This window comes from Blastococcus sp. TF02A-26 (assembly GCF_003319125.1).
Lineage (GTDB): Bacteria > Actinomycetota > Actinomycetes > Mycobacteriales > Geodermatophilaceae > Trujillonella.
The window spans coordinates 23,013-34,275 of the sequence record NZ_QOHG01000021.1; the positions used below are offsets into that span (position 1 = coordinate 23,013).

The following is an 11,263-nucleotide window of genomic DNA, read 5'->3' on the forward strand; positions in this document are numbered from 1 at the left end:
CCCGCGGCAGCGGCGCATTCCCGCGGTCAGCCGCCGCTGAGCACCGTGTCGACGGCGCCGCCGGTCACCAGGACGCCGTCCTGCCCCGGGCTCACCCCGGTCAGCTCGAGCCCGAAGGGGAGCTCGATCCCGTACCGCAGGTCCAGCGCGTCGCTGGCCTCCCGCACCACCGCACCGGGCAGGTCCACCCCGGCCACCCCCGCCTCGTCGACGGCGATGACCAGGTCCTGGCCCTCGAGGGTCACCCGGCCGACGGCGGTGAGCGGCACCTCGTACCCGAGGACCTCGACCGTCTTGGTCAGCCGGAGGCCCTCGCCCTCGGGCACCAGCGTGGTGTCGGTGCCGAGCTCCCGGGAGAGCAGCTCGTAGGAGAGGGTCACCGTGCCGTCGATGCGGTCGACCGCGATCTCGGTGATCGAGCCGTCGACGAGGTCCGACAGCGGCGCGTGCAGCCCCCGCAGCCGGACGTCGGCCGTCGTCCCCTCCGGCTGCCCGAGATCGGCCGCGCTGAGCCGGATGCGCACGTCCCGGTAGTCGCCGGCGACCACCTGGGTGAGGAACGGCCAGCCGTCGACGGAGACGTCCGGCGTCCCGGCGAGCTCACCGCGCTGCTCGATGGCCTCGGCGACCCGGTCCTCGGCGACGGCGACGGCGACGCGGTCGGCGGCCACGGCCAGCACGAGCAGGACGACGAGCGTGACGAGCAGCGCCTTCACCGGTGCCTCAGATCACCGTCTGGACGGCGAGCGCGAAGGCCACCGGGCCGCACGCCGCGATGGGCAGCACGGCCTGCAGCACCGGCATCGCCACGGTCGACCCGGGCGCCCGGCGGACCGGCTCCGCGGCCGCGCCGGCGGCGATGTAGCCGCCGGCGAGCGCGATGAGCGCCGCGACACCGGCCAGCACCAGCCCGACGGTCACCGACGAGAGGGTGTCCCCGAGTCCGCCGGGCGTGTGCCGCAGCAGCGCCACCCCGGCCCCGACCAGCAGCGCCACCACGATCCCGAGCACCCCGTGGTCGACCCCGGCGGCGATCCGCGGGCGCGGCAGCACCGCGTCGACCAGCCGGCCGGCCACCAGGGCGGCGCCCACGACCAGCGCGGCGGTCGCGGCGGGACGCGCGCCGCCGGCCACGTCGGGCAGCCGGAGGAGGACGGCCAGGCCGCACACGGCGCAGACCAGCAGCAGGCTCCCGGCGAGCGAGCCCACGACGTCCCGGCGTGGAGCCCGCCGCACCATCTGGTGCAGCACCGCGGCGACGAAGGCCACGCCCGGCACGGCCAGGAGGTGACCGAGGTGCGTCTCGGCGGGGAGCAGCAGCACGAGGTCGGCGGCGGCCGTGGCGGCCAGTCCCAGCGCGGTGACCCCGGCGCTCCCCCGGAGACCGGTCGCCGGGCCCCAGGCCGCGACGAGCGCGGCCTGCAGCACGAGGACGGCGGCGAGCGTCCCCTCCTCGCCCAGCTGCGCCGGGAGGAGGACCAGGAGAGCCGTGCCGACGGCGGCGACGAGGGCCGCCGGCAGGTGGTGCGCCCGCGCCGGCAGGTCGACGTCGGACACGGCGGAGCTCACGCCCCGATCGTGGCAGACGGCCGGCCGCCGATCCGCTCGACGAGCGGAACGGCGGGGCAGTGACGACGTCCACTGGACCGACTCCGGCCCGAGCCCCCGTTTCCGGCCACCCGTCGGTTATCCTGCGTCCTCACGCGACAGCGCCGTCGCGGGCCCACGGACGACCCGCTCGTCCCCGGCTCCGTGAGGAGACGACATGCGACTCGTGCTCATGACCGCGGCGCGCCAGGCCACGACCGAGGTGCTGCCCGCGCTCGGGCTGCTCGGCCACCAGGTGCGCGTGGTGGCCCCGGAGCTGTCCAGCCTGCTCGACGGCGACTCCGGGGACGTCGTCCTCGTCGACGCCCGGCACGACCTGATCCAGGCCCGGACGCTGTGCGGCCTGCTCTCCTCGACCGGCGTCGCCTCCGCTCTCGTCGCCGTCCTCTCCGAGGGCGGCCTGGTCGCGCTGTCGGCCGACTGGGGCGTGGACGACGTCCTGCTCGACACGGCCGGTCCGGCCGAGGTCGACGCCCGGCTCAAGTGGGCGACCGCCCGGCGCCTGGCCGCGGCCACCCCGGCCGATGGTCCCGACGGCGGCGTCACCCAGGCCGGCGAGCTGGTCATCGACGAGCACAGCTACTCGGCGAAGCTGCGTGGCCGCCCGCTGGACCTCACGTACAAGGAGTTCGAGCTCCTCAAGTACCTCGCGCAGCACCCGGGCCGGGTGTTCTCCCGCGCGCAGCTGCTCCAGGAGATCTGGGGCTACGACTACTTCGGCGGCACCCGCACGGTCGACGTCCACGTCCGCCGGCTGCGGGCGAAGCTCGGCACCGAGCACGAGGCGCTGATCGGCACCGTCCGCAACGTCGGCTACAAGCTCGACCAGCAGGTCGCGGACGCCACCGCCGCAGCGGCCAGGGCCGAGGCCGCCGAGGCCCCGGCCGGCAGTGCGGTCGACCGGACCACCGCTCCCCTCCGCTGAGCCCGAGCTGACCCTCGAGCACTCCGTCCGGGACGTCCCCCGGCTGGACACCCCCGCCGTCCCGGCCGTGCTGTCGCTGCTGCGCGCGGCGACCACCGCCGACGGCGTCCGTCCGCTGTCGGAGGAGGCCGAGCTGCGGCTGCAGCACGGCGGCCCGACCGGCGGTCGCGACGTGCTCGTCGAGGCCGGGGACGCCCTCGTCGGCTACGCCCGCTTCGAGGGCGGGGACGGGTCCGGCGACGCCGAGGGCGAGCTGGTGGTCCACCCCGAGGCCCGCCGGCGGGGCGTCGGCCGCGCCCTCCTGCGCCGGCTCGAGGAGCTGGCCGGCCCGCGTCCGCTGCGCGTCTGGGCGCACGGCGACCTCCCCGGTTCCGCGGAGCTGGCCGCCGCCGGCGGCTACGACCGGGCGCGCGTCCTGCTCCAGATGCGCCGTCCGCTCGCCGGCGTCGACCCGGACCCGCGGCCGGCCCTCCCGGAGGGCGTGCGGGTGCTCCCCTTCCGTCCCGGCCGCGACGAGGAGGCGTGGCTGCGCGTCAACGGCCGCGCCTTCGCCACCCACCCCGAGCAGGGCAGCTGGACGGCCGAGGACCTCGCGCTGCGCGAGGCCGAGCCGTGGTTCGACCCGGCCGGATTCTTCCTCGCCTGGCGGGGCGAGCCGGACGCCGGCGGCGAGCTGCTCGGCTTCCACTGGACCAAGGTCCACCCGGCGGGGGACGCCGGCGACGAGGCGATCGGCGAGGTCTACGTCCTCGGCATCGACCCCGGTGCGCAGGGCGGCGGCCTCGGACGGGCGCTGACCGACGTCGGGCTGGCCCACCTGCGCGGCCGCGGGCTGCGCGACGTGCTGCTCTACGTCGAGGGCGACAACGTCCCGGCCGTGAGCCTGTACGAGAAGCGCGGCTTCACCCGCCACGCCGTCGACGTCTCCTGGCGGCGCGCGACCCGCGACTGAGCGTCCGGTGCGCGGCGCCCAACCGCCCACCATCCCCGTTACCGGACCGTGATGCGAGGCGCCACGCGGCTCGTTCACCCGCTGGACGTGAGCTGCTTCTCACCCGGTCGGGAAGCCCTTCGACGGCGTTCACCCCGCGTTCACCGAGCGACCCGGATGCGGCCACTTCGGCTGCTTAGCGTCCCTCCACGTTGGATCCGCGTTGCCCGGCATCGAGGTCCGGGCACCCTCCGAAAGGCACTCACGTGAAGCTGCGCAACAGGACGCGCACCCTCGCCCTGTCCACGGCTCTGGCCGCCACCCTGGCCCTGGCCGCATGCGGCGCCGACAACGAGTCCGACTCCGACTCCTCCGGCGGCGAGGGCAGCAACGGCGGCGGCAGCGAGAGCATCGAGGCGAGCGGCGCGCTCGCCGGCGCCGGCGCGAGCAGCCAGCAGGCCGCCATGGAGGCGTGGCAGGCCGGCTTCGAGGGCGAGTACCCCGACGTCCAGTTCAGCTACGACCCGGCCGGCTCCGGCGCCGGGCGCGAGCAGTTCATCGCCGGCACCACCGCCTTCGCGGGCTCCGACGCCGCGCTGGACGAGGAGGAGCTGGCCGCGGCGCAGGAGCGCTGCGGCGGTGGCGAGATCTTCGAGCTGCCGAACTACATCTCGCCGATCGCCGTCGTCTTCAACCTCGAGGGCGTCGACGAGCTCAACCTCACCCCGCAGACCATCGCGGGCATCTTCACCGGCGCCATCACGACGTGGAACGACCCGGCCATCGCCGAGGACAACCCCGACGCCGAGCTGCCGAGCACGACCATCACGCCCGTGCACCGCGGCGACGACTCGGGCACGACGGACAACTTCACCGACTACCTGTTCCAGGCGGCTCCCGACGTCTGGACGTCGGAGCCGGACGGCGAGTGGCCGCTCGAGGGCGGCGAGGCCGCCAACGGCACCTCCGGTGTCATCGAGGTCGTCACCAGCACCGACGGTGCCGTGACCTACGCCGACGCGAGCCGGGCCGGCGACCTGGGCGTGGCCAACATCGCCGTCGGCGAGGAGTTCGTCGCCCCGTCGCCGGAGGCCGCCGCGGCCGTCGTCGAGAACTCCCCTGCCCTCGAGGGCCGCGGCGAGTACGACTTCGCCATCGAGCTCAACCGCCTCACCGAGAGCGCGGACGAGTACCCGATCGTCCTGGTCAGCTACCACGTCGGCTGCATCCAGTACGACGAGGAGCAGACGGCGAACAACGTCAAGGCGTTCATGGGCTACGTGATCAGCGAGGACGGCCAGGCGGCCGCCTCGGAGAACGCCGGCAACGCCGAGATCTCGGACACCCTGCGCGAGCAGGCGCAGACCGCGGTCGACGCCATCACCGCCGGCTGATCCCGGCTCCCGCGGTGGCCCGGGGCGGATCTCCGCCCCGGGCCACCGCACCGCCCGGACCCGGGCATCCGCACCCACGATCGATCCCCACGGAGCAGCGGTGACCGCCACGAAGGCCCCGACCGAACCCCCGTCTCAGCAACGCGTCGTCCGGCGGCCCGGTGACCGCGTCTTCGCCGGCACCGCCAAGGGCTCCGGCATCTTCATCCTGCTCGTCCTGGCCGGCGTCGCCGCCTTCCTGATCAGCGAGGCGCTGCCGGCCATCACCGCGTCGGCGGAGGACGTCCCCGGCGGCGAGGGGCTGGGGCACTACGTCTGGCCGCTCATCGTCGGCACCCTCCTCGGCGCGGTCATCGCCCTGCTGGTCGCCACGCCCCTGGCCGTCGGGATCGCCCTCTACGTCACCTACTACGCGCCCCGGCGGATCGCCGCCGCGATGGGCTACGTGATCGACCTGCTGGCCGCCATCCCCAGCGTGGTCTACGGCTTCTGGGGCCTCGCCGTGCTGGCGCCGCAGCTGGTGCCCTTCCACCAGTGGGCCGCGGACAACCTGAGCTGGATCCCGCTCTTCGCCGGCCCGGCCTCCGCCAGCGGCCGCACCATGCTGACCGTGGGCCTGGTCCTGGCCGTGATGATCCTGCCGATCATCTCCGCGATCGCCCGCGAGGTCTTCAGCCAGGCCCCGGCGCTGCACCGGGAGGCCGCTCTCGCCCTCGGCGCGACGCGCTGGGAGATGATCAAGATGGCCGTGCTGCCCTACGGCAAGTCCGGTGTCATCGCCGGCGCCATGCTGGGCCTGGGCCGCGCGCTGGGCGAGACCATGGCGGTCGCGATCATCCTCTCCGGCGGCGGCGCCGCGACCCTCAACCTGATCACCAGCTCCAACCCGTCGACCATCGCGTCGAACATCGCCCTGAAGTTCCCCGAGGCCACCGGGCTCGGCGTGAACACGCTCATCGCCAGCGGGCTGGTGCTGTTCCTCATCACCCTCGCGGTCAACATGCTCGCCCGGTACATCGTCAACCGGCGCGCCGACTTCTCCGGAGCCAACTGATGAGCACCGACACCCGCTCCGAGCCCCGGCTCGCCGCCTCTCCCGAGGGGCCCGTCCGGAGCCACCGCCGCCTGCCCCGGTTCGCCCCCCTCGGGCTCTACCTCGCCGGGATCGCGCTCGGCGCCGGGCTCTCCGCCCTGACCGGCTTCAGCGTGACGTCCACGGTCGTCTACGGCGTGATCCTGGGGACGGCCGCGGTCTACCTGACCTCCCGCACCGTCGAGGGATCCCGCAAGGGCACCGACCGGCTGGTGACCTGCCTGGTGACCACCGCGTTCGGCATCGCGATGATCCCGCTCGTCTCGCTGGTCTACACGGTCCTCGACAAGGGGCTGGCGCGGCTGGACGGCGACTTCTTCAGCAACTCGATGTACCGGGTCGTCGGGGAGGGCGGTGGCGCCTACCACGCCATCCTCGGCACGCTGATCATCACGCTGGTGGCGACGGTCATCTCGGTGCCCATCGGCCTGTTCACCGCGATCTACCTCGTGGAGTACGGCACCGGTCGGCTCAAGCGGGCCATCACCTTCTTCGTCGACGTGATGACCGGTATCCCGTCGATCGTCGCGGGTCTGTTCGCCTTCGCCCTGTTCACGCTGTTGTTCGGCAACGACTTCCGCGCCGGGATCATGGGCGCCGTCGCCCTGTCCGTGCTCATGATCCCCGTCGTCGTCCGCTCGAGCGAAGAGGTCCTGAAGCTCGTCCCCAACGAGCTGCGCGAGGCCAGCTACGCCCTCGGCGTGCCGAAGTGGCGGACGGTCGTCAAGGTCGTGCTCCCCACCGCGATCGCCGGACTCGGGACCGGCGTCACCTTGTCGGTGGCCCGCGTCGTCGGTGAGACTGCACCCCTGCTGATCACCGTCGGTCTCATCACCGGCACCAACCTGAACCCGTTCGACGGACGCATGGCGACGCTGCCGGTGTTCGCGTTCTACCAGCTCACCCAGCCGGGCACGGCCACGCAGGCGTTCCTCGACCGCGCGTGGACGGCGGCGCTCGTCCTCATCATCTTCGTGATGGCGCTCAACATCCTGGCTCGCCTCATCAGCCGCTTCTTCGCTCCCAAGACCGGTCGCTGACCGGCCCGACCAGGAGGACACACCACGTGGCCAAGCGCATCGAGGTCAGCGACCTCAACATCTACTACGGCAACTTCCTCGCCGTGGAGGGCGTCAACGTCTCCATCGAGCCGCGCAGCATCACGGCGCTGATCGGCCCGTCCGGCTGCGGGAAGTCCACCTTCCTGCGCTCGCTCAACCGGATGCACGAGGTGCTCCCCGGCGCCCGCGTGGAGGGCAAGGTCGTCATGGACGGCCAGGACCTGTACGGCGGCGACGTGGACCCGGTCGACGTCCGCCGGCAGATCGGGATGGTCTTCCAGCGGCCCAACCCGTTCCCGACGATGTCGATCTACGACAACGTGATCGCCGGCAACCGCCTGAACAACAAGCGGATGAGGAAGTCCGAGACCGACGAGCTCGTCGAGAAGTCGCTGCGCGGCGCCAACCTCTGGAACGAGGTCAAGGACCGCCTCGACCGTCCTGGCTCGGGCCTCTCCGGTGGCCAGCAGCAGCGCCTGTGCATCGCCCGGGCGATCGCCGTCGAGCCCGACGTGCTGCTCATGGACGAGCCGTGCTCGGCCCTGGACCCGATCTCCACGCTCGCCATCGAGGACCTCATGGGCGAGCTCAAGGAGCGGTTCACCATCGTCATCGTCACGCACAACATGCAGCAGGCCGCCCGCGTGAGCGAGCAGACCGGCTTCTTCAACCTCAACGGGGTGGGCCAGCCCGGTCGCCTGATCGAGTTCAACCCGACCGAGAAGATCTTCAGCAACCCCGACCAGAAGGCGACCGAGGACTACATCTCCGGCCGCTTCGGATGACCTGACCCGCTGCACCACCACGATCTCGGCCCCGGTCGCCCGCGCGACCGGGGCCGAGTTCTGTCCGGTCTCCGGGCGGGCCTGCGCGCGGGCCCCGGACCCCTCGTCCGCCTCCGGCCGCTCAGCTCCTCGGTCAGCGCAGCGACGCGGCAGGCGGTGTCGTCGTCGACCAGGCGCACGCATGCTCCATCAGGCCGGCGGCCATCCGGGACCTGCCGGCGTTGTTCACGCAGACGAGCATCACCTGCGGCCGGTGGCTCATCGTGTGGCGACCGACTCGCTCTGCAATTCGCTGAGCAGGCCGCGGATGCGGGCCTCGATCTCTTCGCGGATCGGCCGGACGGACTCGACGCCCTTGCCGGCGGGGTCCTCGAGCGCCCAGTCCAGGTAGCGCTTGCCGGGGAAGATCGGGCAGGCGTCGCCGCAGCCCATGGTGATGACGACGTCGGAGGCCTCGACGGCCTCGGTGGTGAGCACCTTCGGGGTCTGATCGGTGATGTCGATGCCGACTTCGGCCATGGCCTCGACGGCGGACGGGTTGATCTGGTCGGCTGGGATGGAGCCGGCGGAGCGGACCTCGACGGTGTCGCCGGCGAGGTGGCGCAGCCAGCCGGCGGCCATCTGGGAGCGGCCGGCGTTGTGCACGCAGACGAACAGGACGCTGGGCTTGTCGGACACGTGGACCTCTCGATCGGTACGGGTTGTCAGGCCCGGGCTGCGGCGGGGTGCAGCTCCGCGAGCAGGGCACGGACGCGGGTGTCGATGTCGGTACGGATGGCGCGGACCTCGCCGACCGAGAGGCCGGCGGGGTCGCGGACCTGCCAGTCGAGGTAGCGCTTGCCGGAGTACACGGGGCAGGCGTCGCCGCAGCCCATGGTGACGACGACGTCGGCGGCGCGGACGACGTCGTCGGTGAGGGGCTTGGGGAACTCGGCGGTGATGTCGACGCCGACCTCGGCCATGGCCTCGATGACCGCGGCGTCGATGGTCGCGCTGGGCTGCGAGCCGGCGGAGCGGACGTGGACGCGGCCGGCGCCGCGCTGGGCGAGGAGGCCGGCGGCCATCTGGGAGCGGCCGGCGTTGTGCACACAGACGAACAGGACTTCGCAGACGTCGCTGGGGATGGCGCCCTTGGCCTGGGCCAGTGCGGTGAGCCGCTCGGTGGCGAAGCGCCCGGCCAGCACCGGGAGGTGCATGGTGACCTTCGCCGTGCGGGCGAGCGCGGTGTAGGACTCGAAGACGTAGCGGTCGATGGTCTCGCGGGCGAAGACGCCGGTGAAGCGCTCGGCGAGCTGATCGGCCAGCCGGTGCAGCCCCGCCTCGGGGGTGAGCACGCCGGGCAGGGACTTGTGGTCGTCGGTCATCGGGCACTCCGTACGGCGTCGGGGACGGTGGGGTCGCCGGGGAAGAAGCGGCGGGCGGCCCACAGGGACACGTAGACGAGCGCGACGAGGACGGGCACCTCGATCAACGGGCCGACGACGCCGGCGAGCGCCTGGCCGCTGGTGACGCCGAAGGTGCCGATGGCCACGGCGATGGCGAGCTCGAAGTTGTTGCCGGCGGCGGTGAAGGCCAGCGTCGCGGTCTTCGCGTAGCCCAGGCTCAGGCGCATGCCGAGCAGGAACGACCCGCCGAACATGAGCGCGAAGTAGGCCAGCAGGGGCAGGGCGATGCGGGCGACGTCCCAGGGCTGGGAGGTGATGGCGTCGCCCTGCAGGGCGAAGAGCATGACGATGGTGAACAGCAGCCCGTACAGCGCGATGGGACCGATCCTCGGCAGGAACTGGCTCTCGTACCAGTCCCGGCCCTTGGCGCGCTCGCCGAGCGTGCGGGTCAGGTAGCCGGCCAGCAGGGGGATGCCGAGGAAGACCATGACGCTGAGGACGATCGCCCAGACGCTGAACTCCGCCGAGGTGGTCGACAGGCCCAGCCAGCCGGGAAGGACCTGCAGGTAGAACCAGCCGAGCGCGGCGAAGGCCAGGATCTGGAACACCGAGTTGATCGCCACCAGGACGGCGGCCGCCTCCCGGTCGCCGCAGGACAGGTCGTTCCAGATCAGCACCATGGCGATGCACCGGGCCAGCCCGACGATGACCAGGCCGGTGCGGTACTCGGGCAGGTCGGGCAGCAGCAGCCAGGCCAGGGCGAACATCAGCGCCGGGCCGAGCAGCCAGTTGAGCACCAGCGAGGCGACCAGGAGCGTGCGGTCGCCGGCGACCCGGTCGAGCTCGGAGTACCGGACCTTGGCCAGCACCGGGTACATCATCAGCAGCAGGCCGATGGCGATCGGCAGGCTGACGTCACCCACCCGGACCGCGTCCAGGGCGTCGTCGAGCCCGGGGACGAGCCGTCCCAGGCCGAGGCCCAGGGCCATCGCGGCGATGATCCACACCGGCAGGAAGCGGTCCAGGGTGGACAGCCGGGCCAGGACCGGCGCCTCCAGGCCACCTCGGGCGGTCTCGTGGACGGTGTCACTCATCTGCGGTCGGGGCTCCTCGACGTCTGCGGGAGGCCGGCGTGCGCTTCCGCCGGCTTCGGCCGCCGCGCCAGCAGGCATCGACGTCCGTCGATAACAGTGCAACAGGCATCGACATCGGTCAATGCGCGGGGCAGACTGGGCGGGTGAACAGCAGTCGAACCGGCTCCGAGCTGCCGCTGGTCGCGGGCGGCGATGCCTGTGCCCCGGCCGGCCTGTCGGGAGGGCTGAGCACCGAGCGGGCGGCGGATCTCGCGCGGACCCTGAAGGCGCTCGCCGACCCTGCCCGGCTGCGACTGCTGTCCCTGATCGCGGCCAGCCCGAGCGGTGAGGCCTGCATCTGCGATCTCACCGGCCCGCTGGAGCTCAGCCAGCCGACCGTCTCCCACCACTGCAAGGTCCTGGTCGACGCCGGCTTCCTCCGTCGCGACAAGCGGGGTGTGTGGGCGCACTACTCCCTGGTGCCCGGCGCCATGCGGGCCGTCGGTGCCGAGCTGCCCGGCGTCGGCGCGCTGGTCACCGCCTGACGCGTCCGGTCGGCGGGATCAGCAGCAGGCGGGATCGATGACCTGCGCGATCGCGCCGAGCGCATCGCGGTGGGCGCGGTAGTAGACGTTCATCCCGCGGCGCTCGCCGGAGACGAACCCGGCCTTCTTCAGCTGCCCGAGGTGGTGGGAGACGGTCGCCTCCGTCAGGCCCACCGCCGGCGCGAGGTCGCAGGTGCAGACCTCCTCGCCGGCCAGGAGGAGGGACAGCAGTCGGAGCCGGACCGGATCGGCGAGCGCCTTCAGCCGCACCGCGACCTCGAGAGCCGCCTCCTCGCCCATCGGGGCGGCGGCCACCGGGGCGCAGCAGACCGGCGCGGTCGCGTCGATGACGGGCAGAGCCTTCGGCATGCGGTCGATCCTCCCACCTACTTGACGTACGTCAAAGACCTTGGCACGGTGGTCCCACGTACTTAGACGTACGTCGAACCCGTCGGAGGTCCGC

General features: G+C 72.8%; 14 protein-coding genes. 7 read left to right on the forward strand and 7 right to left on the reverse strand.

What is annotated here, in order from left to right:
* Nucleotides 1–26: 26 nt before the first annotated feature.
* Both DQ240_RS19565 and DQ240_RS19570 read right to left on the reverse strand, forming a co-directional pair.
* A complete protein-coding gene (locus tag DQ240_RS19565; RefSeq protein WP_113841387.1) occupies nt 27–716 on the reverse strand; it encodes a DUF2993 domain-containing protein in 690 nt (229 codons plus the stop codon).
* A 7-nt stretch (nt 717–723) separates the two neighbouring features.
* Nucleotides 724–1,569 (reverse strand): hypothetical protein, encoded by an 846-nt coding sequence (locus tag DQ240_RS19570; protein ID WP_113841388.1) that lies wholly within the window; start codon nt 1,567–1,569, stop codon nt 724–726.
* A gap of 196 nt (nt 1,570–1,765) precedes the next feature.
* Between DQ240_RS19570 and DQ240_RS19575 the strand changes: the two genes are divergently transcribed.
* The 6 genes from DQ240_RS19575 (at nt 1,766) to pstB (ending at nt 7,797) form a co-directional block, all read left to right on the forward strand.
* The gene (locus DQ240_RS19575) at nt 1,766–2,533 is read left to right on the forward strand and encodes a response regulator transcription factor (RefSeq protein ID WP_113841389.1); all 768 of its coding nucleotides are present in this window, start codon (nt 1,766–1,768) and stop codon (nt 2,531–2,533) included.
* The gene (mshD, locus tag DQ240_RS19580; protein ID WP_233498836.1) at nt 2,499–3,485 is read left to right on the forward strand and encodes a mycothiol synthase; all 987 of its coding nucleotides are present in this window, start codon (nt 2,499–2,501) and stop codon (nt 3,483–3,485) included. Before DQ240_RS19575 ends, mshD begins: the two co-directional genes overlap by 35 nt.
* A gap of 245 nt (nt 3,486–3,730) precedes the next feature.
* Nucleotides 3,731–4,858, forward strand: a complete 1,128-nt coding sequence (gene pstS / locus DQ240_RS19585; RefSeq protein ID WP_113841390.1) for a phosphate ABC transporter substrate-binding protein PstS — start codon at nt 3,731–3,733, stop codon at nt 4,856–4,858.
* A gap of 100 nt (nt 4,859–4,958) precedes the next feature.
* Complete coding sequence (pstC, locus tag DQ240_RS19590; protein ID WP_113841391.1) at nt 4,959–5,912, forward strand: phosphate ABC transporter permease subunit PstC; 954 nt, start codon at nt 4,959–4,961, stop codon at nt 5,910–5,912.
* Complete coding sequence (gene pstA, locus DQ240_RS19595; RefSeq protein WP_113841392.1) at nt 5,912–6,991, forward strand: phosphate ABC transporter permease PstA; 1,080 nt, start codon at nt 5,912–5,914, stop codon at nt 6,989–6,991. The genes pstC and pstA overlap by 1 nt, the downstream gene beginning before the upstream one ends.
* Nucleotides 6,992–7,017: 26 nt before the next feature.
* Nucleotides 7,018–7,797 (forward strand): phosphate ABC transporter ATP-binding protein PstB, encoded by a 780-nt coding sequence (gene pstB, locus DQ240_RS19600; RefSeq protein WP_113841393.1) that lies wholly within the window; start codon nt 7,018–7,020, stop codon nt 7,795–7,797.
* 133 nt (nt 7,798–7,930) lie between these two features.
* On the opposite strand, the gene DQ240_RS24310 is transcribed toward pstB, so the two are convergent.
* The 4 genes from DQ240_RS24310 to arsB are packed head-to-tail and all read right to left on the reverse strand — an operon-like array spanning nt 7,931 to nt 10,276.
* Entirely contained in the window at nt 7,931–8,059 is a 129-nt protein-coding gene (locus DQ240_RS24310; protein ID WP_255410919.1) for a hypothetical protein, read from the reverse strand.
* The gene (locus DQ240_RS19605) at nt 8,056–8,475 is read right to left on the reverse strand and encodes an arsenate reductase ArsC (RefSeq protein ID WP_113841394.1); all 420 of its coding nucleotides are present in this window, start codon (nt 8,473–8,475) and stop codon (nt 8,056–8,058) included. The genes DQ240_RS24310 and DQ240_RS19605 overlap by 4 nt, the downstream gene beginning before the upstream one ends.
* Nucleotides 8,476–8,501: 26 nt before the next feature.
* Nucleotides 8,502–9,161: a three-helix bundle dimerization domain-containing protein gene (locus DQ240_RS19610; protein WP_113841395.1), complete on the reverse strand. Its 660-nt coding sequence runs from the start codon at nt 9,159–9,161 to the stop codon at nt 8,502–8,504.
* Nucleotides 9,158–10,276, reverse strand: a complete 1,119-nt coding sequence (gene arsB, locus DQ240_RS19615; protein ID WP_113841396.1) for an ACR3 family arsenite efflux transporter — start codon at nt 10,274–10,276, stop codon at nt 9,158–9,160. The genes DQ240_RS19610 and arsB overlap by 4 nt, the downstream gene beginning before the upstream one ends.
* A gap of 143 nt (nt 10,277–10,419) precedes the next feature.
* Here arsB and DQ240_RS19620 point away from each other — a divergent pair, with 143 nt between their 5' ends.
* Entirely contained in the window at nt 10,420–10,800 is a 381-nt protein-coding gene (locus DQ240_RS19620; RefSeq protein WP_113841397.1) for a helix-turn-helix transcriptional regulator, read from the forward strand.
* A gap of 18 nt (nt 10,801–10,818) precedes the next feature.
* Here DQ240_RS19620 and DQ240_RS19625 read toward each other — a convergent pair whose 3' ends face one another.
* Nucleotides 10,819–11,169, reverse strand: a complete 351-nt coding sequence (locus tag DQ240_RS19625; RefSeq protein ID WP_113841398.1) for an Rv2640c family ArsR-like transcriptional regulator — start codon at nt 11,167–11,169, stop codon at nt 10,819–10,821.
* Between the last annotated feature and the right edge of the window lie 94 nt (nt 11,170–11,263).

Bases quoted from the DNA above. Each gene is read 5' to 3' on its own strand.
- pstA (WP_113841392.1), top strand. From the start codon at position 5,912: ATGAGCACCGACACCCGCTCCGAGCCCCGGCTCGCCGCCTCTCCCGAG.
- DQ240_RS24310 (WP_255410919.1), bottom strand. From the start codon at position 8,059: ATGAGCCACCGGCCGCAGGTGATGCTCGTCTGCGTGAACAACGCCGGC.
- DQ240_RS19575 (WP_113841389.1), top strand. From the start codon at position 1,766: ATGCGACTCGTGCTCATGACCGCGGCGCGCCAGGCCACGACCGAGGTG.
- arsB (WP_113841396.1), bottom strand. From the start codon at position 10,276: ATGAGTGACACCGTCCACGAGACCGCCCGAGGTGGCCTGGAGGCGCCG.
- DQ240_RS19625 (WP_113841398.1), bottom strand. From the start codon at position 11,169: ATGCCGAAGGCTCTGCCCGTCATCGACGCGACCGCGCCGGTCTGCTGC.
- DQ240_RS19610 (WP_113841395.1), bottom strand. From the start codon at position 9,161: ATGACCGACGACCACAAGTCCCTGCCCGGCGTGCTCACCCCCGAGGCG.